Here is a 20,192-nt window from a genome sequence, read left to right as displayed (position 1 = left end):
TTGCGCGGCCGCCGTTTCGCCCAGGCGGCCGGACTATATTGGGCCTTGTCGGCTGCTCAACCTGACAGCTGATCCAGCCGTTCGCGGGAGTGTGCACTCATGGCCAAGGAACTTGCAACCCAGCTCATCGAACAGCTCCAGGCTGCCGGTGTGCAGAGAATCTACGGAATTGTGGGGGACAGCCTCAACCCAATTGTTGATGCCGTCCGTCAAACGGGCGGCTCGCGGCAAGGCGGGATCGACTGGATCCACGTCAGGCATGAGGAGGCTGCTGCCTTCGCCGCGGCTGCCGAAGCCCAACTGACGGGGAAGCTCGCGGTCTGCGCTGGATCGTGCGGGCCTGGCAACCTTCACCTGATCAACGGACTCTACGACGCGAACCGGTCCGGCGCCCCCGTGCTGGCCATCGCTTCCCACATTCCCAGCAAGCAGATCGGTAGCGGGTTCTTCCAGGAAACCCACCCGGATAGGCTCTTCAACGAGTGCTCGGTTTACTCGGAGCTTGTCAGCACCACGGACCAGGCGCCGCGCGTGCTGCACAGCGCCATCCAGCATGCCGTGGGCCTCGGGGGAGTCGCCGTCGTCACCCTTCCCGGCGACATCGCGGGCCTGGAAGCTACCGCCACGACGCCGCTGCCCGCAACGTTCCGGCGCGCCGCGCTAACCCCCGATCCCGCGAGTGTCCGGGACCTGGCGGACGCGATCAATGCGGCCGGGAAAGTGGCCATCTTCGCCGGCGCCGGCGTTGAAGGGGCACACAACGAAGTGGTGGCCCTGGCCGAACTGATCAAGGCACCGATTGGTCACACCCTCCGCGGCAAGGACTTCGTGCAGTACAACAACCCGTACGACATCGGCATGACCGGCCTGCTGGGGTACGGCGCCGCAGCGGAGGGGATCGAGGACGCCGACCTGTTGATCCTGTTGGGCACCGACTTCCCCTATGACCAGTTCCTGCCCGAAACGCGCACCGCACAGGTGGACCGTGCCGCCCACAAACTGGGCCGCCGGACAGACGTGGATATAGCGGTCCATGGCGACGTCCTACCCACGTTGGCTGCCCTGATGCCGCTGCTGGCGCCGAAAAAGAACCGCCGCTTCCTTGAGAAGATGCTCAAGAAGCATGACCGGCTGATGAACAAGTCCGTGGGCGCCTACACGCGCAAGGTGGAGAAGAAACAGCCGATCCATCCGGAATACGCGGCGTCGCTGCTCGACCAGGTGGCTGCCGAGGATGCGGTTTTCACCGCGGACACGGGGATGTGCAACGTGTGGACCGCGCGGTACATCAACCCCTTGGGGACGAGGCGGCTGATCGGCTCGTTCCTGCACGGCTCCATGGCCAATGCCCTTCCCCACGCCATCGGCGCGCAACTCGCCTTCCCCGGCCGCCAAGTGGTGTCAGTCTCCGGCGACGGCGGACTGTCCATGCTGCTGGGCGAGCTCATCACCGTGGCGGCCCACAAACTGCCGGTCAACGTGGTGGTCTTCAATAATTCAACGCTGGGCATGGTCAAGCTGGAGATGCTCGTGGACGGCCTGCCCGACTTCGGCGTTGACGTACCCGATGCGAACTATGCCGCCGTCGCCCGGGCCTTGGGTTTCCACGCAGTCCGCGTCACCGACCCCGCCAGGATCGAGGCTGCCTACCGGGAGGCGTTCGCGCACCCGGGTCCGTCACTGGTGGAGTTGATCACCGATCCCCACGCGCTGTCACTGCCGCCGAAAATTTCCGGGTCGCAGGTGGTGGGCTTCGCCACCGCCATGTCCAAGGTGGTCCTGAACCGGGGCGCTGGCGAAGCTGTCAGCATGGCACGGAGCAACCTGCGGAACATTCCGCGCAGCTAGCGTTCACGGGCTGGCGCACCGTACGGGGCTCGGCGAGACCATAATGAAGGCAAAGCGTGACCCTACAGGCATCGCCTGCCGCCGCCGTCGCTGGTTCACTGGGAGCAGGCGGATTCCCGCCATGGTGTGCCGGGGGAGGCTACAGGGATGTTTCGATTTCAGCGGGCAATCGCGTTGGGTGCCGTGATGGGACTGGCGGCGTGTGCTGCACAGGCGCCGCCGGAGTTGCTTAAGGCCGACGGCGTCGAACGGGCCTCGGTGGACCGCGAGGCCTTCCCGGAGGAATTGGCCACGTTCCGGGATTCCGCCTTGAGGCTGGGGGACGCCCTCCTGGCCAGCGGCGAAGGGAACGTCATTGCATCGCCGGGCAGCCTGCTGATTGCCCTTGCCATGTTGCGGGCCGGCGCGTCCGGAGAGGCCGCCACAGAAATGGACGCCGTGCTGGGACTTCCGGTGGCGGACCGGGACCAGGCCATGAACGCGCTGCTCGCCTCCCTGGAGGAGTACGACGGCGACCCCGGCTCGGTGGACGAAGAGAACCCGCCTGCCAAACCACTGGTCCATACTGCCAACGGCCTGTTTGTGGATAAGAACGTTTCCACCGGCCGGGGTTATCTTGATGCCCTTGCGGAGCACTACGGGACCGGCGTGCATCCCGTGGACTTCCGCGACGAGGCGGTCACCAAGCCGGCGATCGACGCGTGGGTGAACAAAAACACCGGCGGCCGGATCGAGAAAGCACCGGCCCCCTACGATCCCAACAACACCTTCAGCCTGCTCAACGCCGTCTACTTCGCGGCGGCCTGGGACATCCCGTTCGACGCAGAAGCTACCTCAGACGAACCATTCACCACTGCAGGCGGGGGAACCATTGACGTCCCCATGATGCACAGCATGCAGGAAATGGCCTATGCCGAGGGCCCCGGCTGGCAAGCAGTGGACTTGCCCTACGGAGAGGGTTTCGTGATGCGGCTGGTGCTTCCCGCCCAGGATTCCGACGGCGGTGCTGCCGCCCTCAATGCGGAACGGCTGGCGGAAGTGGCACGTGCCCTCGATGCCGCGAACCCTGAGGACATTGACCTTGCGCTTCCTACTTGGGACCACAAGAGCCACTTTGACGTGCGGGCCATCCTGGAACAGTTGGGGCTGGAGAAGACCTTGAACACCACCCGCGACTTTGACGCGATCCAGCAAGGGTTGATGATCACCCAGGCCGCGCAGGACGCCAACATCACCGTGGCAGAAAAGGGGACGGTGGCTGCGGCCGTGACGCAGATCAACGGCATGGCCACCAGTGTCCCGCCCGAGCCGGCACGGTCCATCAGCTTCGACAGGCCGTTCCACTACCAGATTGTGCATGTCGGGACCGGCCTGCCGCTGTTTATGGGAAAGGTCGCGGACCCGCGGTAGCCGAAGGTCCGGCCGAGCCTACTGACCGGCCTTGCGGTTACTGCGTCGGTGCATCACGGCGCCGTAGCCCGCGAATAGCCGCGGCAGGACGAGGTACACAGCCACCGGAACAACCACGAGCGTCAGGACCAGCGCGCGGAGCACCGGGTGCCAGCCCTCCGTCAGGGGTGCCACCGCCATCATGCCTACGGCGACCAGCGGGAAGATGGCCAGCCAGGTGATGACGGCGCGGACGTGGATGGACGGGGCGGGCGGAACCGGAAGCGGAGCAGAGATGTGGGCTGGCTCAGTGGAGGGTTCAGTAGTTGTGGGCGTGAGATTGGCATTCATGGCTAACTCCAACTAGTTAGTTGCTTTTGATAAATCGAGACTAAACCCGAGTGGGCCGAAAGTGCAACTACTTAGTTGGAAACGGGTAGAATTGTGGCATGGCCTGGAACACTGACCGCACCAAAGCCCTGCTGCTGACTGCCGCCACCGAGGAGTTCAGCGAGAAGGGCCTCGCCGGCGCGCGGGTGGACCGCATCGCCGCAGCGGCAGGTGTGAACAAGGAGCGTATCTACCAGTATTTCGGCAAGAAGGACGAGCTGTTTGACGCCGTGCTGGCCGCTGAGCTGGTCCGGGTGATGACGGACGTGCCGATTCAGGGGCACGGCGCAGCGGCCGTCGGAGAATACGCTGGGAAACTTTTTGACCGTCACACGAAGGACGGCGCCCTGGCCCGTCTCCTGTTCTGGGAAGGCCTGGAACGCGGAAAAAACACCGTGGACCGGGCCACGCGCGCGGACCATTGCGCCGTAAAAGTGGGCCAGATGCTGGCAGTCCTGCCGGGGATCGACCGCACGGATGCAGCCGACCTCATCATCACCATCGTGACCCTGTGCGATGGCTGGACGGTCCTGCCCCAGATCGATGCACTGTTGGCTGGCTCCGCTCCGGACCGCCTGGACCGCCGTCGGGCTTTCATTGTGCGAACGGCCACGCTGTTAGCTGAGGCGCTGCTGGAAGAGGCTCGGGTAGACGAAGCTGCCAGCGGAATCCGGTAGCTAGCGTGGCCCGCCCTGCCAGAGGGCATCGAACGGAGCCCCCGAGGCCACCCTGTTGCGGATCCCCGCGGTGACGAATTCCTTGGCGGCCCGGGCAGCCTCAAGCGGCGTAGCACCCTTGGCCAACTCCGCCGTTACGGCCGCGGCGAGCGAGCAGCCGGCGCCCGACACCGCCACCTCGCCCACTTTGGGAGCGCTCAGGACTTCGAGGGTCCCGCCGTCGTAGTAAACGTCGACGGCGTCCGGGCCTTCCAGCCGCACCCCGCCTTTGGCAAGGACCGCTGCGCCGCTGAGCTCATGGATACGGATTGCGGCAGCCTTGAGCGATTCGACGTCGGTGATCTCCAGGCCGGACAGGGACTCCGCCTCGAAGTGGTTGGGCGTGACGAAAGTGGCCAGCGGCAGGATCTGCGACTTCAGGGCCTGGTCGGTGTCCAGGGCGTGGCCCGGCTCCTGGCCCTTGCAGATGAGGACGGGGTCCAGCACGACGTTGCGGAAGTTGCCGTTTTTGAGGGCTGCGGCCACCGTGCCGATGGTTGCGGGGCTCCCCAGCATGCCGATCTTCACGGTGTCCAGGACGGGCCGGCCCGAGGGAGCCGTGACCTCATCCGCCGCGCCCAATACGGAACCATACGCCGCCGTCGTGGCTTCGAGCTGGTCGGCGATCACCTGCTGGTCGACCGGCATAAAGCGGTGGTTCCAGCTGTCGTTCGGGTCGAACGAGACGATGCACGTGAGGTTGGCGATGCCAAAGACGCCGAGTTCCTGGAACGTTTTCAGGTCGGCCTGGGCGCCGGCTCCGCCCGTGGCCTCGGAGCCCGCGATTGTCAGGACAACGGCGGGAGCGGCTGCGGGGGACTGGACATCGGCTGCAACGGGAGTCATGGCACTATCCTGCCATCCGGCGTCGTCCGTCCGCTTTGTTTGCCTGGACAGTGGAAGCGACCGGGCAGAGGTCAGGCCCACAACCCATGGGAGAATTTGCGGTGACAGTGCTAATACAGCCGGCGTCCCATGAACTTGTCCTTGAGGCAGCGGACGCCGAGCGAACCACTACGAACGGACACCCCATGCCATCCCCCTCAGGCCCTGACGCCCTGCCCCTGACCAACTCCGGCACAGCGCCAAAATTCGCTTCCATCGGTTCGCCGTATTTCGGCATCATGCTGGCTTTTATGGCCGTGGTCCTGATCCTGTCCAACATCGGTGCCTCCAAGGGCGTGGCGATCGGCCCGATCATCACCGACGGCGGCTTCTTCCTTTTCCCGCTGGCGTACATCCTGGGCGACGTCATCAGCGAGGTATACGGCTTCAAAGTAGCGCGCAAGGCCATCTTCACGACCTTTGCGTTGTCCGTGTTCGCCTCGCTCTGCTACTGGGTGATCATTGCGCTGCCCGGCTTCGATGACGAGTTCGGCACGTCCAAGCAGGCAGCCCTGGAAGGCGCCCTTGGCCCCGTCCCGCAGATTGTCCTGGCCTCGCTGCTGGCGTTCCTGGCCGGACAGACCATCAACTCCTGGATCCTGGTCAAAATGAAGGCCCGCTCGGGGGAGAAGTCCCTGTGGGCGCGCATCATGGGTTCCTCGGTAGCCGGCGAATTCGTGGACACGCTGATCTTCTGCAGCATCGCGGCGTCCGTCATCGGTATCACCGACTTCGGCACGTTCGTGAACTACGTGGTGGTGGGCTTTGTGTACAAGACCCTGGTGGAGTTCCTGTTTGTGCCCGTGACCACCCTGGTGATCGGCTGGATCAAGAAGCGGGAACCGAGTTACGGGGCGGCGGCCTAGGCCTGTTCCCGAGATCGCGGGAACGGTGCCGGTTCGCTGTAACGCGACAGCGATCCCGGGACTGGTCCCGCGAACCCAGCGGCGGTCAGTCGCCGAGGGCCTGGAGCAGGCGGTTCCTGAACTCCTGTTCCCGAAACAGGTCTTTCCATTCGATCCGGATGACAGTCCAACCGTCCTCCGTGAGGGCCTTCTCCCGTTGCCTTTCCTCGAAGAGCACCTGGTCCGTTGGCCGGTAGTCGAAGTACTTGTTCTTCCCGTCGAACTCGAGGGCCACCTTCCTTTGCTTCCAGGCAAAGTCCATCCGATAACGGCCGCGGCGCGTCATCACTTCAACCTGGGGCTCCGGAGCAGGGATTCTCAGCCGGGCGATGAGGTCCCTGGTTAGGGTTTCGCCGGGTGACTCCGAGCTCGGATCGGCGGCTGCGAGCACTCGCCGGAGGTTTCTGATGCCCCGGCGACCGTCCAACGCGGCTGCCGCAGCATCCAGAGTGGTCCTGTCCGCACCCAGCCTGAGTGCGTGGTCCACGAGGATCAGTGCCTGCCGGTATGGGAGCAGCAGACCGCAATCGACGGTGGTCCGTTCCAGGGTGGTGGTCGGCAGACCGCTGACAACAGCCCGGTCAGCCTCGGCCACATCCGCCGTGTGGCAGACGACGTCCCGACCGTGGCAGTCCCCGGAGGGCCGCGTACGCTGCGTCAAGTGGATCCGGTTGTCAACGTTCCAGAGATAGAGTCCGCGGAGCCGTGCACCCGAGGTGTGGCTGTAGCGGGCGCCGCCACTCGACGTCGTGCGCGTTCCATGCGCGTGGGCGTGGATCAGCTGGAGGTTCCGGACGCGGGGCGACTGCTTCATCCAGACGCTGCCCCTGATGTAGCAGCCCTGGCGGAGCCGGACCAGGGTGCCAGCCGCCACCAGTGCGGCGATTGAGCGTTTCCCCACTCCGAGGTCCAGGAGTTCCTGCGTTCGCCAGAGACTGCCTTGAGCCGGCAGGGAGTGGGTGCGTATGGCTGCCATGCGAACAAGCATCGCTGCCGGTCGCGATCGGCTGAAGACCCCGCCGTCGTTATGTGGAAAACCGTGGGTTCGCGGGAGGCAGACCCGGTTCGCTGGAGCGCTACAGCGAATTGGGGCGGCTCCCTCGAACTCGGCGGGCGTCAGGAGTAGTACTGCGCCAAAGTCTCGGCCTTGAACTCGAAGAACCGGCCCGATTCGATGGCAAGCCTGGCGTCGTCCACCATCTTCACCACAAAGCGTTCGTTGTGGATGGAGATCAGGGTGGCGGACAGCATCTCCTTGGCCTTGAACAGGTGGTGGATGTAGGCCCGGGAGTAGTTGGCACAGGCGTAGCAGTCGCAACCGTCCTGCAGGGGCCCGAAATCGCGCTTGTACTTGGCGCCGGAGAGGTTGTACCGGCCGGTTGGCGTGTAGAACGCGGAGTTCCGGGCCACGCGGGTGGGAGAGACGCAGTCGAAGGTGTCCGCACCGTTCTCGATGGCGGTGAAGATGTCGTCCGGCTCGGAGATGCCCAGAAGGTGCCTCGGCTTGTCCTCGGGCAACTCCTCGTTGCACCAGCGCACGATCGTGCCGAGGTTTTCCTTTTCGAGTGCCCCGCCGATTCCGTAGCCGTCGAAGTCCATGGCGCCAAGGTCCCGGCAGGCCTTCCGGCGCAGGTCCTCGTATTGGGCTCCCTGGATCACGCCAAACAGTGCCTGGTACGGCTTTCCCACCCGCGCAGAGGTCAGCCGGACGTGCTCATCGATGCAGCGCAGCGCCCACAGCCGGGTCCGCTCCAGCGACTCCTCCTGGTAGCCGCGGGAGTTCTGCAGCGTGGTCAGCTCATCGAAGGCGAACATGATGTCCGCGCCGATCTGGTGCTGGACCTGCATGGAGATTTCCGGCGAGAAGCGGTGCCGGTCCCCGTTGAGATGCGATTTGAACCAGACGCCGTCGTCGTCAATGTGTGCCAGGCGCTCCTTGCCGGGAGCGACGGCATCATCGGGACCTGAGGTGTCCACCGACTTCATGTCGATGACCTTCTTGAACCCCGAGCCCAGGCTCATCACCTGGAACCCGCCTGAGTCCGTGAACGTCGGCCCGGACCAGTTCATGAACGCGCCCAGCCCGCCGGCCTCGTCCAGGATGTCGGCGCCGGGCTGGAGGTACAGGTGGTAGGCGTTGGCCAGGAGGGCTTGGGCGCCGAGCTCCGCCATGGACTCGGGCAGCACCGACTTCACGGTGGCCTTGGTCCCGACGGCGATGAACGCCGGTGTCTGGATCTCACCGTGCGGAGTGGTGATGGTGCCGGTCCGGCCGAGGAATTCGCCTCCGTTGGCGAGGATCTGGGCGGCGGCCGGCGGGCAGCTGTCGGCAAGGCGGGTGCCCACCGTGAAGGAGAACTGCGACTGGTCAGCGGGCATGGCTGAGGCGTGCGCCGCGGAAGCGGGCAGGACTGTTGGGGGAGTGGCGGAGGCGGGGTTGGCTGGCACGGTTCCAGTGTGCCAGCTGTCCGCCCCGTTGCCTTAGTGCAGGGCTTCTGATGTGGGGTAGTTCTCAGCCCGCCAGCCGTCCCACAGGGCCCGGATGGACTCCAGCTTGGACGCGCCGAGGTCGTACGTGGAGATGATCACCAGGGAACCGCCCTTGGGCCGGACGTCCTCGATAACCGGCTGGTCGGCCACAATCAGGAGCCCGTCACCGTGCTCCGCATAGCCATGGACCGTGAGCCCCACCTGATGGTTGCTCCGGTACCAGACCTTGCCAGCGATCTCCTCACCCGTGCCGAGGGTCAGCTCGTAGTTCTCTCCGGGTTTGGGCACGTTGGACAGGCCCAGCTTCTCGATGGCGGAACCGGACTCACCGGGGACCTGGAAGAACGTCGTATGCCGTTTCCCATGGGGGTGCCGTTCCAGCGCGAAGCGGAGCTGCTGCAGGAAGGTCAGCCAGCTCTGGGTGATGTCCTCGTCCCACGCGGCCCATTCGGAGTTGTGGTCCATCGCGGCCCGGGTGACGCTGACCAGGGTCCCCGTGGGCACGGGTTTGAGTTCAAAGACGTCCCCGCCGTCGGTGGTCAGGCTGGTGTGGTCCGGGGCCTCGGCCACGTTGTCGCCAAAGTAGATTTCATTGATCTCCTTGGCCAGGTCATCGGCGTCCCAGCCGTGCCACTGGGCTACCTTGGACGGTTCGCGCAGCATGGTCCAGACCTGCGGCGCGTCGGCATTTATTACCACGCTCAGATTGTTCGTCATAGCCCGAATGTACAACTGACGGGCAGTGCCGGGTAGGGGGAATTTTCCCCTGTCCGCGGAGTGGCCGGCGTCAGGCGCGGACGGCCTCGAGCTCGTTGCTGATCCGGCGCTGCAGCTCGCTTGCGCCGATGGTTTCCGAGCCTCCATGGGCCCGCAGGAACAACAGCGATTCAAGCCGCAGCAGCCGCCATTCGCGTTCGGCCTCGTGGTTGGAGTTGTCGATCGAGCGGAAGATCTCTTTGTCGTAGAGGTTGGGCTCATTCAGGGACCGCTGCCGGACTTTGGCGTTCATCCGGGCCTTGAACGGGTCCGTCTCCTGCGCCTCCGGCGTGCGGAGCAGCTTTTCGTACACTTTGGCGCGGTCCACCTGGCCGTCCTCGCGGCAGATGTAGCTGGACAGCGCCAGCGACGCCTCCACGGATCCCCACCGGCCAGGGTTGCCGTCATAGGGCAGGACGTTCAGCAGGTCCGCCACGGCCAGGGCGCCTTCAGGGTCCTTGAGCGTGATGAACAGTTCGTGGGCGAGGTCGCTGAGGTCCTTCAGGCAGCTTCCTGATTTGACGTTGATTCCCTTGGCCAGCCTGTCGGCCAGCAACATCACGCCCTCGGCGTCCGAGTGGGATTCGGCCGCGGCCTCCACCACGGCTTCCGGCGTTCCCTGCGGAGCGGGAATCAGCGCCAACTCCTCCTCTGAGGGGCCGGTCGCCGCTGGCGGGACGGCGGGCAGAGGAGGAACGACGACGGCGGGAGCCTCCACGGCTGCCTCCGCCTCCGCTGCGGGGTTGGCGGCTACGGGAAGCTGTGCGACGGCGTCGGGCGCTGCGTCCAGCACCTGGACCGAGGAACCGGCGGCGATACGCACTGTTCCACCGCCGGAGAGGTTGGCGAGGACGATTGCCGGGGTGCCGAAGTCGTCGGACTCGACCTCCACATGCTGGATCTCGGCGGTGCGTTCGCCGTCGGGCAGCAGGAGCTCATCACCGGTGGTCAGGGATCCAGCCTGCTGTTCGCTGTAGTGCCGGGCGGCTGGGGTTTCGGTCATGGGAGTCCTTAAGTTCTCTTGCGGTCCGCCCAACAGTCTACAAAGGCGGGCGCCGGAAGTCGGGGACGCCGGGTTATCCGCGAGGGTCAGAAGCCCACGCCGGCGAACGCGAGAGCCTGGCGGATCAGGGCGCCGCGGCCACCGCTGAATTCCAGCTGCACACCGGGGCTCAGCACTTCCTCGGGGGTCATCCAAGTCAGTTCCAGGGCGTCCTGCCGGGGCTCGCATTCGCCGGTCACAGGGATGACGTACGCCAGCGACACGGCGTGTTGGCGGTCGTCGGTGAACCCGGTCTGGGACGGTGCCGGGAAGTATTCGGCCACGGTGAAAGGGACCGGGCTGATGGGTAGCTGCGGGAAGGCCAGCGGGCCGAGGTCCTTTTCCATGTGGCGCAGGAGTGCTGCGCGGATGGTTTCACGGTAGATCACGCGGCCGGAGACGAGGGACCGGATCATGGTGCCGTCCTCGTCAGCCTGCAGCAGCGTGCCCACTTCGTTCACGAATCCGAGCGGATCCAGCCTGACCGGCACAGCCTCCACGTAAACCATGGGGAGCCTCCCGCGCGCTTCAAAGAGGTCCTCTTCGGAGAGCCAGCCGGGATTGGGGTCAGGTGTACGAACGTTCATGGTTAAGTTCTACCCCATAGGACGGCTGCGGACCGTCGAGGAGTGAGCTGTCGGCGTAAAGCGTCGTCCATGGCGGCGAAACCCCACCCCTCGATTCAGCGCTTCGAGACCCAGAGGGTGGCTGGAACGTGCGGCGCCCCGACGGGACCGCGGCCTCCCGCTGACGCATCGGACCCGGCGTCGGGGTTGGCCACGTGCAGCGTGCGCCCGAACGCCTCCTCCGTCAGGTGGACCTCGTGCCCCGCGTCGGCGAGGCGGGCCTCCAAGGCGGCAAGGTCGCCGTCGTACTCGAAGCCCAGGCCCGCCCGCGGTGCTCCCTCGGCGGGCCGCACCATCAGCACGCCCCCATTTTTGGCCGCGAAGTCAGCGGTTTCGTCGTCATCGGGGAAGGGACGGAAGCGGGCGCCGATATCGCGCAGGGTCTGCGCGGCGGACCCCGGATCCTCCGTGAACCAGACCTCGACGACGGCGAGGCCCGGATCCGCCTCGGCAGAGGTCGTCCAGGTGCCATCGGCGGCCTTGGCGGCAGGATCGGCCAGGAAGCTGAACCCATCCGGACCGGTGATGCGGCAGGACTCGCCGTGGTCAGCCTGGACGAGCTCGGCGGGGGTGGTGCCGGCTTCTTCCCCAGCCAGGTTGGTGCGCCGGGCAAATTCGGCTAGGTTGCCTACCTCCACGCCGAAGGTGGTGGTCCCGTCCTCCGCAGAACCTGGCTCGGCCGCGTGGAGCGCCAGCCGTCCGGAACCGGCGTCAAACTCGCGCCAGGAGCCCTCATCCACGGTCTTGACCAGCCCCAGCCCGGTCAGCAGCCGTTCCCATTCGTCAAGGCGGGACGTGAAGTGGACAGGGCGCGAACGCAGCATGTGATTCTCCTCGACGGCGGGGAACGGCGCAGATAGGGCCATCATGCCATGACTTGCTTCACGTGGCACCGGGGGCAGAATGGGTCCATGGCCATTGAACTGGAGGAACTGCTGGTGCCGGACGCTGCCTCTTGGCGGTCCTGGCTGGAAGCCAACCATGCGGACAGTCCAGGCGTCTGGCTGGTGCTGCACAAGAAGGGCGGCGACGTCACCGAACTGGATTACGACGCCGCCCTTGATGAGGCGCTCTGCTTCGGCTGGATCGACGGCCAGGTCAGGAAGCGCGACGGCGGCAGCTACTTCCAGCGGATGACCCGCCGGCTTTCCAAGAGCCCCTGGTCCGCCCGGAACGTGGGGCACATCGCCCGGCTGGAGGCCGCAGGCAGGATGACAGACGCTGGCAGGGCCGCCGTCGACAGCGCCAAGGCGGACGGCCGCTGGGATGCAGCTTACGGCGGCCAGGCGACGGCAGAGGTTCCGCCCGACCTGGCCGCCGCAATCGCCGCCGTTCCGGAGGCACAGGCCATGTTCGACGTCCTTACGTCCGTGAACCGGTACGCCATGATCTACCGGACGAACTCGGCCAAGCGCCCCGAGACGCGGGCGGGACGGATCGCCGGTTTTGTGGACATGCTGGCCCGCGGCGAAACACTGTATCCGCAGAAAAAGCGTCCCGCCGCCACCCCCTGATCCCCGCGGGTTGGGGCTCTTGATCCGTCCCGGATGCGGCGGCCGGTTTAGGGCGTCCCGGATCAACCCTGTAGAATTGATGGTTCCGTAGCGCTGGTGCCGTCTCCCGACATGGGGGACGGCACCTGTGCGTTTACCGACCGATTGGCTCAACATGGTCCGCATGTTCCCCAAGATCAGCCCCCGCTTCAACCTTCGCCATCCGCTTCCCTGGCTGGTCGCTGCCGCCGTGGCCGCCCTGGCCCTGGTGGTTTCCCTGGTGGTTGCCGGTAACACCAGGACAGGTTCCGCAGTCACGGCTGACCGCGTCCTCGACGAGGTTTCAGCAGCCCAGGAGACAGCACACAAGGAACACGGCACGTACGCGTCGTTGTGGCTGAAGGGCAACGACCGGACGCTCGAACAGCAGGTTGGGGCCCTCCGGACTGGAGGCGCCGAGGACGTCCGGATCATCGAGTGCGGTGCCGGCTGGCTGGCCGGGGCCCGCGTGGACGGGAAGGTTTTCCTCCGCAGCAGCGAGGCAACCGACGCCGTCGAACAGGACCACGGAAAGGCCCGGCTGCCGGAGTGCATCAGCGCCGAGGCCCGCGATGCGCTGCTCGCCGACCTGGGCGTGCCGCAGGAATGGCCCGAGGCGGACGCGGCGCGGCTGGCGGCGCCCGCGGAGGACCCCGGGTACCGTCCCGCCTACCATCTGACCCCAGAGCAGCGCTGGATGAACGATCCCCAGCGGCCGTTTTTCCTCGACGGCGTCTGGCATTACTACTACCTCTACAACGCCGACTACCCGGAGGGGAACGGCACCGAGTGGTTCCACGCCACCAGCACGGACCTGGTGCACTGGAAAAACGAGGGCGTGGCTATTGAGAAGTTCCGGAACGGCCTCGGCGACATCGAAACCGGCACCGCTGTGGTGGACACCGAAGGCACGGCCGGTTTTGGAAAAGGGGCGGTCATCGCTGTCCTCACCCAACAGGACGACGGCGTCCAGCGGCAGTCCATGTTCTACTCCACGGACAAGGGACACACGTTCACCAGCTACAGCCAGAACCCGGTCATGGACAACCCGGGCCAGGAGCACTGGCGTGATCCCCGCATCCTGCGGGACGAGGCCCACAATCAGTGGGTCATGCTTCTCGCGGAGGGCCACAAGATCGGGTTCTACACCTCCACTGACCTCAAGGACTGGACCTACGCCTCCAGCTTCGAACGGGACGGGCTGGGGGTCCTCGAATGCCCGGACTTCTTCCAGCTGGATGTCGACGGCGACCCCGAGCAACGCACGTGGGTGCTGGCCGCGGGGGCCAACGGTTCCGCGGAGGGGCGGACCACCGGAACGGCCTACTGGACCGGGTCCTGGGACGGCAAGGCTTTCACCGCCTCGGATGACCAGCATCAGTGGCTCGACGGCGGCGCGGACTTCTACGCGGCAGTGACCTGGGACGATCCGAGGCTGACGGACGGGCAGCGCAAGGCCTCCCGGCAGGCCATCGGCTGGATGAACAACTGGGCCTACGCCCGCCAACTGCCCACCGAAGGCTGGCACGGCGCCGATTCGGTGGTGCGGGACATCCGCCTGCAGTCCGACGGCGGCCGGCCCACCCTGGTATCAACCCCGACGCCGGCCCTGGAATCCCTGGAAGGACCCCCTCAGCAGGTGCCGGAGCAGGAGCTACGGGATGCAGCGAGTGCACCGCTTCCGGTTCCCGGGAGCGGGGCCTTCAAAATCGACGTCGAGCTTGAGAATGGCGGAGCCGACGCCGAGGCGAGGGTCCTGCTGCACAGCGGCCAGGAGACCTACGCCACTGTGGGCTACGACTTCCGGAATGGAACGGCCTTTGTGGTCCGGGACGGGGATGCTGCGTCCAAGGGGGAGCGTGCGAAACGGCCGGCGCGACCGAGTGCAGCCGCAGGCGGAAACACCCAGGAACGGGTGGACGACGCCTACCGGCAGGCCCGATCCGTGGCGAGTCCCGCCGTCGACGGGAAAGTCAGGCTGACCATCTACGTTGACCGGTCCTCGGTGGAGGTCTTCACCGGCGGCGGGCAGAGCCTGACCTCGCTCGTCTTCCCGCAAGAGGGTGCCTTTGGCGCCTCGGTTGCCGGCGACGGCGGAGCTGTTTCCCTGAACGCCGCGACCGTCACGCCGCTTGCCGCAACCAAATAGAAGCTGGCACCCGTGCGGCCAAGGCAGCGCCCTAGCTACCGCAGCCAGCTACCGCAGCCCGCCCAATGCCTGGGCCAGCACAACGGCTGACGCCGAGGACCACGCCTGGGGATGGCAGGACGCTGGGTAGGGCACAGCCAGGCTTGATTCGGCGGCGGTGACGCCCGCAAAAAGCTGCGGCAGCCTGTACCCGAAAGCGGCAGACGCGTCGAGCAGGCCTTCGGCGAGGGCTTTGGCTTCAGAAGTGAAGCCTTCGGACAGCAGCCCGCGGACGGCAATGGCGGTGTCGTGGCTCCACACTGAACCGCAGTGGTAGCTGAAGGGCCAGAAGCCCGGTGCCCTGTGCGAGAGGGTGTGGAGGCCGAATCCGGAAAACAATTCGGGGCCCAGCAACCGGGCTGCTACGTGGCGGGCCTCGGCGGGGTCAAGGATGCCGGTGCCCAGCAGGTGGCCCATATTCGAGCCGGGCACATCCAAGGGCGCGCCGGTGCCGTCCACTGCCATCGCCGGGAAGGGGCCTTGGGCGTCCTCCACCCAGAAGCGCTCGCGGAACCGTTGCGCCAACGCAGAGGCGAAGTCCCTCAGCTCAGCGGCCCCCGGTTCGCCAAGCGCGTCCAGCAGTTCCGCCGTCGCAGTGGCCGCCTGGTGGGCGTAGCCTTGGGCTTCCGCGACCGCGACGGGACCCTCCGCCGGCCGCCCATCCCTGAATTGCAGGGCATCGGCGGAGTCCTTCCAGCCTTGGTGGCCCACCCCATGCCCGCTGACATTCCCGTACCTCAGCAGGCCGTCACCGTCCGCCCGGCCGGTGGACGCCAGTAGCCACTGCGCTGCCCGCCGAGCTGCGGGCAGGAGGGCACGGACGGCATCGTCCGCCTTCCCGGATTGCCACAGCTCGCCCAGGAGGCACAGCCAGAGCGAGGTGGAGTCAGCGGCACCGAAATAGACCGGTGGCAGGTGCAGCCCGTCGTTTTCGAGGACCAGTTCCTTGGCCCTGAGCTCATGAAGCATCCGGCCAGGTTCTTCGTCCGAGTCCGGATCGGTGTCGGAGCCCTGGAGTGTCGCGAGGGCGCGCAGGGTCCCGGTGGCGAGGCCAGGGTCCAGGGGCAGCAGGAACCGCGCCGCCCACAGGGAATCCCGGCCGAACAACGTGAAATACCAGGGAGCGCCGGCGGCCATGAACGGGGCATCCGGCAGTTGGCGGGTTGCCATACGGAGGCCGTCGAGCTCGTCGAGCGAATTCTCCAGCAGCGTCCGCAGCGGCCCCGCCGGCAGGGCCATCGCAGGCACGGCAAGGGACGACGGCGCGGCCGCAACTACTGCGCTCTCTGTCTCGTCCAGCACGGCCTGCCATTCGGCGTCGAACGTCCGCCCGCGCCCGGCGGTGCCGTGCCACAGGAGCCGTGGGAGGTTGCTGCCCTCATGACCCGAGGAAGCATCTGCGGTCAAGCCCCCGGCGGCCACACCGCCACCGTTGGTGCCCGGCGCGGAAATGGAGAGCGTTCGGCCATCATTGTGCCAGCGCAGGGAGTGGTCATCGGCGGACTCCGGGGGCTGAGGCGGCGCAAACTGGCTCAGGCGGATCGCTGCCATGTCGGTGAAGTCGGCCGCCAGGGTCACTGCCAACTCGACCTCCAGGGAGGGTAGCGACGTGCCCACCCTCAGCGAGTGACGGACCACCCCTGGCGTCACTGTCCAGGTCTGGAAGACCTCGACGGCGGGATCAAAGCTGTGCCCTTCGATGCCGCGGATAAGTCCCCGGACGCGGAGGACGCCGCCGGGAGCCGACTCCACGGTCACCTCCTCGGGAGCGAATCCGTTGACAGTCACCGTGGCCTGGCACAGCATCCGCGTGTCGCCATGGAGGAGGCCGCTGAAGCCATCCTGTGCCAGCCGGCCGTTGGCATCGAGCCAGAGCTGCGTGGGTGCGGCCACGGTGCAGTGCTGGCGATGGAGCCCGGGCTGAACACTCATGCGCCCCACCTTACGCCCGGGGCCCTCCCGCTTGGCGGAATCCTGCGGCCAGTCGCCCACCGCCGTTCGGGATCACGGCGTGCATGATTTACGGTGTGGATGCCCGCTCAACGGATGCGGCGGCTTCGAGCACCATCCACGCCTGCAGCTGGGTGGAGAGTTCGACGGCGGCACCTGGCGGATACGTGCTGGCCGCCGGTTTCTCCGGGAGGGCTGAAAAGAGCAGTTTGCCCCTGTGTCGGGCCAAGGGCTCCGCGGGGGTGATCGGACGGCGGCCGTCCCAGAATGCATCCGCGGTGTCCAGGACCAGCCGGGCGGCAGTGTTCCGGACGTTCCCGGGGAGGCGGGCGTCGGCTGCCGCGAGCGCCAGGTAGCGGGACAGGATCCCGGTGAAGAGTCCGCCGTCGCCCGTTCCGTCACAGCGGAGGACCCGGGTGCCGGGCGTGTCCCCGCGCTCACGGGTCAGGCTGCGGCCCACCGCCTCCACCACGGTGGCGGCCCTGGCCAGGTTTGCCGCGCCGCCAAGCTCCAGCAACGCGCCCAGGACCGGACCCTGGTTATAGGTGTAGATGGCGCTCTCCACCACGGCCTCTCCGGCGGCGTTGATCCGGATTCCGTCCAGATAGAGTCCCTGGTTCGGATCAAACAGCCGGGCATCCAGCCAGTCCAGCAAGGCCTGGGCCTTGGCAAGGTTCCCGGTCCGGGCGTAGTACAGGGCCACGGGGGCGGTCGCGGGGGTGTTCTTGAAGTCCCGTTTCTTGCTCCAGAACGTGCCGCCGCCGAGGTCGTCCGTGGAAGCGGAATCGAACTGCAGCGTAAGGGTTTTCCGGATCCGGGCGTTTCGACGCCGGCCGGGCCTGCGCGACTCCTCGGCGAGTTTCTCCAGCCGCAGTGTGGACAGCGCCAGCCAGGCCATGTCGTCGTAGTAGTTGTTGACGAACGTCAGCAGGTTCCGCAGCCGGATGCCTGTCACGAGCCGTGAGGCCAGCCTGCCCGCGCTGGGGCGGTCCGGCCCGTTGAAGCGTGCAGTCGGCGTGGCACCGTTGCCCAGTTCGCGGAGTCCGGTGTCCACCAGGCAGTCAACGTAGTGCGCCTGCCACCAGTAATGCCAGGGGCGGAAAAGGTTCTCCACGCGCATTGAGGGCCGCTGGACGGCCGCGATGTGCGTGCCCGGGAGGAAAAACAGGCGTTGGCCAAAGACGGCGGTGACCGAGCGGGCAGCCTCAGTGGCCCGGGCGGCCCGGGCGATGGGCCCGTCTGCGGGCGGCAGTTCGGCTTCCTGCGACGTCATGCGCTCCAGCCTAGCGGTGCGCCCTTCGCATCCAGGAAAGCCGCGGGCATGGTGCGCCGGGTCACAATTTCAGTTAACATTCACTAACTAATGTTCCGCGCTTGTGCGTCCAACGCCGGGCTCACATCAAGGAGGATGGATGGACATCAACGGTTCTGTCGCACTGATCACGGGCGGGGCGTCCGGGTTGGGTGCGGCCACGGCGAGGCGGTTGTTCGGCGCCGGCGCTTCTGTGGTGCTGATCGACCTGCCGTCCTCCGCCGGCGAAGCGTTCGCCGCAGAGCTGAACAGCTCTACCCGGTCCGAGGCGACCGGGACCGGGGCTGCTGCTGCTGCGGGACCTGCTGGCCAGGCCGCCGTCTTTGCCCCCGCAGACGTGACCAACGAAGCGGAGGTCCAGGCCGCCGTCGATACCGCCGTCGCCCTGGGACCCCTGCGGATCGTGGTGAACTGTGCCGGCATAGCCACGCCCGGCAAGGTGCTGGGGCGCGAGGGTGTCCTCCCGTTGGACGCATTCAGCCGGGTCATCCAGGTGAACCTGATCGGGACGTTCAACGTGCTGCGGCTGGCTGCCGAAGCCATGGCCGCCACGGAACCCGCCAGCACTGAACTTGGCGGACCCGAGCGCGGCGTCATTATCAACACGGCGTCGGTTGCGGCCTTCGACGGGCAGATCGGCCAGCCCGCCTACGCCGCGTCCAAGGGAGCCGTCGCCGCCATGACCCTGCCCATCGCGCGGGAACTGGCGCGCTCGCTGGTGCGTGTGGTCACTATCGCCCCGGGCATCTTCGAAACCCCCATGATGGCCGGTCTGCCGCAGGATGTCCAGGATTCACTGGGCCGGCAGGTGCCGCATCCCTCCCGGCTGGGCAAACCGGCCGAATACGCGGCCCTCGTGGCCCACATCGTGGAAAATGCGATGCTCAACGGTGAGACGATCCGCCTGGACGGCGCCATCAGGATGGGCCCAAAATGAGTCCCGCTCCTGTCGCCGCGCAGCTGCGCGGGCCCGAATCCCTGCCCACGGCCGACTTTTTCCTGTTCGAATCCCTGCTGGTCCCGCATGAGCGGCGCAAACTGGCGGAGCTGCGGGAGTTCCTGGCCGCGGAGATCGCACCCCACGCAACCGACTGGTGGAACAACGCCGAATTCCCGGACCACATCCTCCCCAAACTGGCGGCCCTGGAACTGAGCACGCCAGCCCAGCGCGGCTACAGCCACCTGTTCGCAGGGCTGGTCATTGCCGAAATGACCCGAGTGGACACGTCAATCGCCACATTTTTCCTGGTCCACCACGACCTCTTTGTGGAGTCGCTGTATGCATTCGGTTCGCAGGCGCAGCGGGACAGGCTGCTCGCGGACGCCGCAAGCCTCCGCACCACGGGGGCGTTTGCACTCACCGAGCCCGCCCACGGCTCCGACGTCGCGGGCGGCATGGAAACCCGGACGCGGCGCATTTCCGGTGCCACCGGAATGCCCGACGACGGCGGCGACACTTGGGTGCTCAACGGTGCCAAGCGCTGGATCGGCAACGGAACGTTCTGCGACTACATGCTGGTGTGGGCCCGCGACGAGGCCGACGGCAGCGTGCGGGGCTTCGTCGTGGACGCCTCACTGCCGGGCGTGAGCCGGAGCCGGATTGAGCACAAGATTGCCTTGCGGACCGTCCAGAATGCCGACATTGTCTTCGAGGATGTCCGCGTTTCCGAGGCTGACCGCTTTGCCGGAATCACAAGCTTCGAGGACACCAACCAGCTCCTCAAAGGCTCACGGATCATGGTGGCCTGGCAAGCCGTGGGGCAGCAGCTGGCAGCCTTCGACGTTGCCCGGCAGTACGCCGTCGAACGCCAGCAGTTCGGCCGGCCACTGGCGAAGTTCCAGCTCATCCAGCAGCAGTTGGTCACCATGTTGGGCAACGCCGTGGCCAGCATGGGCATGATGGCACGGCTCGCCCAGCTCCAGGAGGACGGCGGCGCGGACATGGCCCAAGTGGCGCTGGCGAAGTCGTACTGCAGTGCCCGGATGCGGGAGACCGTTGCACTGGGCAGGTCCATCCTGGGCGGAAACGGCATAGTCACCGATTACCGGATGGCCAAGATCTTCGCGGACGCCGAAGCCATTTACACGTATGAGGGCTCGTTCGAAATCAACACCCTCATCGTGGGCCGGGCCATTACCGGGGTCTCCGCCATCGTCTGATGC

The 20,192-nt window shown here is 66.5% G+C and carries 18 protein-coding genes; 8 read left to right on the top strand and 10 right to left on the bottom strand.

Annotation, left to right across the window (positions count from 1 at the left end; all coding sequences use genetic code 11):
* The first annotated feature begins 99 nt into the window (after positions 1-99).
* Both ACFC25_RS07245 and ACFC25_RS07240 read left to right on the top strand, forming a co-directional pair.
* Entirely contained in the window at positions 100-1,848 is a 1,749-nt protein-coding gene (locus ACFC25_RS07245; RefSeq protein WP_337348006.1) for a pyruvate dehydrogenase, read from the top strand.
* Between the two features lie 147 nt (positions 1,849-1,995).
* Positions 1,996-3,258 (top strand): serpin family protein, encoded by a 1,263-nt coding sequence (locus ACFC25_RS07240; protein WP_376044621.1) that lies wholly within the window; start codon positions 1,996-1,998, stop codon positions 3,256-3,258.
* Positions 3,259-3,276: 18 nt separating this feature from the next.
* Here ACFC25_RS07240 and ACFC25_RS07235 read toward each other — a convergent pair whose 3' ends face one another.
* Positions 3,277-3,588, bottom strand: coding sequence for a hypothetical protein (locus ACFC25_RS07235; protein ID WP_376044620.1), 312 nt, complete (start codon positions 3,586-3,588; stop codon positions 3,277-3,279).
* A gap of 98 nt (positions 3,589-3,686) precedes the next feature.
* Here ACFC25_RS07235 and ACFC25_RS07230 point away from each other — a divergent pair, with 98 nt between their 5' ends.
* Positions 3,687-4,304, top strand: a complete 618-nt coding sequence (locus tag ACFC25_RS07230) for a TetR family transcriptional regulator (protein ID WP_337348010.1) — start codon at positions 3,687-3,689, stop codon at positions 4,302-4,304.
* On the opposite strand, the gene ACFC25_RS07225 is transcribed toward ACFC25_RS07230, so the two are convergent.
* A complete protein-coding gene (locus tag ACFC25_RS07225) occupies positions 4,305-5,189 on the bottom strand; it encodes a hydroxymethylpyrimidine/phosphomethylpyrimidine kinase (protein ID WP_376044619.1) in 885 nt (294 codons plus the stop codon).
* Between the two features lie 185 nt (positions 5,190-5,374).
* Here ACFC25_RS07225 and ACFC25_RS07220 point away from each other — a divergent pair, with 185 nt between their 5' ends.
* Positions 5,375-6,094 carry a queuosine precursor transporter gene (locus tag ACFC25_RS07220; RefSeq protein WP_376044729.1) on the top strand — a complete coding sequence of 240 codons (720 nt, stop codon included), beginning with the start codon at positions 5,375-5,377 and terminating at the stop codon, positions 6,092-6,094.
* A gap of 85 nt (positions 6,095-6,179) precedes the next feature.
* Here ACFC25_RS07220 and ACFC25_RS07215 read toward each other — a convergent pair whose 3' ends face one another.
* The 6 genes from ACFC25_RS07215 to ACFC25_RS07190 form a co-directional block, all read right to left on the bottom strand.
* Positions 6,180-7,109: a hypothetical protein gene (locus ACFC25_RS07215; protein ID WP_376044618.1), complete on the bottom strand. Its 930-nt coding sequence runs from the start codon at positions 7,107-7,109 to the stop codon at positions 6,180-6,182.
* 140 nt (positions 7,110-7,249) lie between these two features.
* A complete protein-coding gene (tgt, locus tag ACFC25_RS07210) occupies positions 7,250-8,581 on the bottom strand; it encodes a tRNA guanosine(34) transglycosylase Tgt (protein WP_376044617.1) in 1,332 nt (443 codons plus the stop codon).
* A gap of 33 nt (positions 8,582-8,614) precedes the next feature.
* Complete coding sequence (locus ACFC25_RS07205) at positions 8,615-9,340, bottom strand: SRPBCC domain-containing protein (RefSeq protein ID WP_376044616.1); 726 nt, start codon at positions 9,338-9,340, stop codon at positions 8,615-8,617.
* Between the two features lie 70 nt (positions 9,341-9,410).
* Entirely contained in the window at positions 9,411-10,382 is a 972-nt protein-coding gene (locus tag ACFC25_RS07200) for a DUF6707 family protein (RefSeq protein WP_376044615.1), read from the bottom strand.
* An 86-nt stretch (positions 10,383-10,468) separates the two neighbouring features.
* Positions 10,469-11,008 carry an NUDIX hydrolase family protein gene (locus ACFC25_RS07195; RefSeq protein ID WP_131133519.1) on the bottom strand — a complete coding sequence of 180 codons (540 nt, stop codon included), beginning with the start codon at positions 11,006-11,008 and terminating at the stop codon, positions 10,469-10,471.
* Positions 11,009-11,103: 95 nt separating this feature from the next.
* On the bottom strand, positions 11,104-11,871 hold the full coding sequence (locus ACFC25_RS07190) for a VOC family protein (protein WP_376044614.1): 768 nt from the start codon (positions 11,869-11,871) through the stop codon (positions 11,104-11,106).
* A gap of 87 nt (positions 11,872-11,958) precedes the next feature.
* Between ACFC25_RS07190 and ACFC25_RS07185 the strand changes: the two genes are divergently transcribed.
* Positions 11,959-12,561 carry a YdeI family protein gene (locus tag ACFC25_RS07185; protein ID WP_376044613.1) on the top strand — a complete coding sequence of 201 codons (603 nt, stop codon included), beginning with the start codon at positions 11,959-11,961 and terminating at the stop codon, positions 12,559-12,561.
* A gap of 163 nt (positions 12,562-12,724) precedes the next feature.
* Positions 12,725-14,728: a glycoside hydrolase family 32 protein gene (locus ACFC25_RS07180; protein ID WP_376044612.1), complete on the top strand. Its 2,004-nt coding sequence runs from the start codon at positions 12,725-12,727 to the stop codon at positions 14,726-14,728.
* Positions 14,729-14,776: 48 nt separating this feature from the next.
* On the opposite strand, the gene ACFC25_RS07175 is transcribed toward ACFC25_RS07180, so the two are convergent.
* Both ACFC25_RS07175 and ACFC25_RS07170 read right to left on the bottom strand, forming a co-directional pair.
* Positions 14,777-16,699, bottom strand: a complete 1,923-nt coding sequence (locus tag ACFC25_RS07175; protein WP_376044611.1) for a glycogen debranching N-terminal domain-containing protein — start codon at positions 16,697-16,699, stop codon at positions 14,777-14,779.
* Positions 16,700-16,787: 88 nt separating this feature from the next.
* On the bottom strand, positions 16,788-17,990 hold the full coding sequence (locus ACFC25_RS07170) for a glycoside hydrolase family 76 protein (protein ID WP_376044610.1): 1,203 nt from the start codon (positions 17,988-17,990) through the stop codon (positions 16,788-16,790).
* Positions 17,991-18,129: 139 nt separating this feature from the next.
* On the opposite strand from ACFC25_RS07170, the gene ACFC25_RS07165 reads away from it, so the two are divergent.
* Positions 18,130-18,966, top strand: a complete 837-nt coding sequence (locus ACFC25_RS07165) for a 3-hydroxyacyl-CoA dehydrogenase (protein WP_376044609.1) — start codon at positions 18,130-18,132, stop codon at positions 18,964-18,966.
* Positions 18,963-20,189, top strand: a complete 1,227-nt coding sequence (locus ACFC25_RS07160; protein WP_376044608.1) for an acyl-CoA dehydrogenase family protein — start codon at positions 18,963-18,965, stop codon at positions 20,187-20,189. Before ACFC25_RS07165 ends, ACFC25_RS07160 begins: the two co-directional genes overlap by 4 nt.
* Positions 20,190-20,192: the final 3 nt, after the last annotated feature.

The organism is Pseudarthrobacter sp. NPDC055928, assembly GCF_042270935.1.
Taxonomy (GTDB): domain Bacteria; phylum Actinomycetota; class Actinomycetes; order Actinomycetales; family Micrococcaceae; genus Arthrobacter.
This window is presented reverse-complemented; position numbering and strand designations above follow the sequence as displayed.

Coding starts and splice junctions, on each gene's coding strand:
- ACFC25_RS07245 (WP_337348006.1), top strand. CDS start 100: ATGGCCAAGGAACTTGCAACCCAGCTCATCGAACAGCTCCAGGCTGCC.
- ACFC25_RS07240 (WP_376044621.1), top strand. CDS start 1,996: ATGTTTCGATTTCAGCGGGCAATCGCGTTGGGTGCCGTGATGGGACTG.
- ACFC25_RS07235 (WP_376044620.1), bottom strand. CDS start 3,588: ATGAATGCCAATCTCACGCCCACAACTACTGAACCCTCCACTGAGCCA.
- ACFC25_RS07230 (WP_337348010.1), top strand. CDS start 3,687: ATGGCCTGGAACACTGACCGCACCAAAGCCCTGCTGCTGACTGCCGCC.
- ACFC25_RS07225 (WP_376044619.1), bottom strand. CDS start 5,189: ATGACTCCCGTTGCAGCCGATGTCCAGTCCCCCGCAGCCGCTCCCGCC.
- ACFC25_RS07220 (WP_376044729.1), top strand. CDS start 5,375: ATGCCATCCCCCTCAGGCCCTGACGCCCTGCCCCTGACCAACTCCGGC.
- ACFC25_RS07215 (WP_376044618.1), bottom strand. CDS start 7,109: ATGGCAGCCATACGCACCCACTCCCTGCCGGCTCAAGGCAGTCTCTGG.
- ACFC25_RS07205 (WP_376044616.1), bottom strand. CDS start 9,340: ATGACGAACAATCTGAGCGTGGTAATAAATGCCGACGCGCCGCAGGTC.
- ACFC25_RS07200 (WP_376044615.1), bottom strand. CDS start 10,382: ATGACCGAAACCCCAGCCGCCCGGCACTACAGCGAACAGCAGGCTGGA.
- ACFC25_RS07195 (WP_131133519.1), bottom strand. CDS start 11,008: ATGAACGTTCGTACACCTGACCCCAATCCCGGCTGGCTCTCCGAAGAG.
- ACFC25_RS07190 (WP_376044614.1), bottom strand. CDS start 11,871: ATGCTGCGTTCGCGCCCTGTCCACTTCACGTCCCGCCTTGACGAATGG.
- ACFC25_RS07185 (WP_376044613.1), top strand. CDS start 11,959: ATGGCCATTGAACTGGAGGAACTGCTGGTGCCGGACGCTGCCTCTTGG.
- ACFC25_RS07180 (WP_376044612.1), top strand. CDS start 12,725: ATGTTCCCCAAGATCAGCCCCCGCTTCAACCTTCGCCATCCGCTTCCC.
- ACFC25_RS07175 (WP_376044611.1), bottom strand. CDS start 16,699: ATGAGTGTTCAGCCCGGGCTCCATCGCCAGCACTGCACCGTGGCCGCA.
- ACFC25_RS07170 (WP_376044610.1), bottom strand. CDS start 17,990: ATGACGTCGCAGGAAGCCGAACTGCCGCCCGCAGACGGGCCCATCGCC.
- ACFC25_RS07165 (WP_376044609.1), top strand. CDS start 18,130: ATGGACATCAACGGTTCTGTCGCACTGATCACGGGCGGGGCGTCCGGG.
- ACFC25_RS07160 (WP_376044608.1), top strand. CDS start 18,963: ATGAGTCCCGCTCCTGTCGCCGCGCAGCTGCGCGGGCCCGAATCCCTG.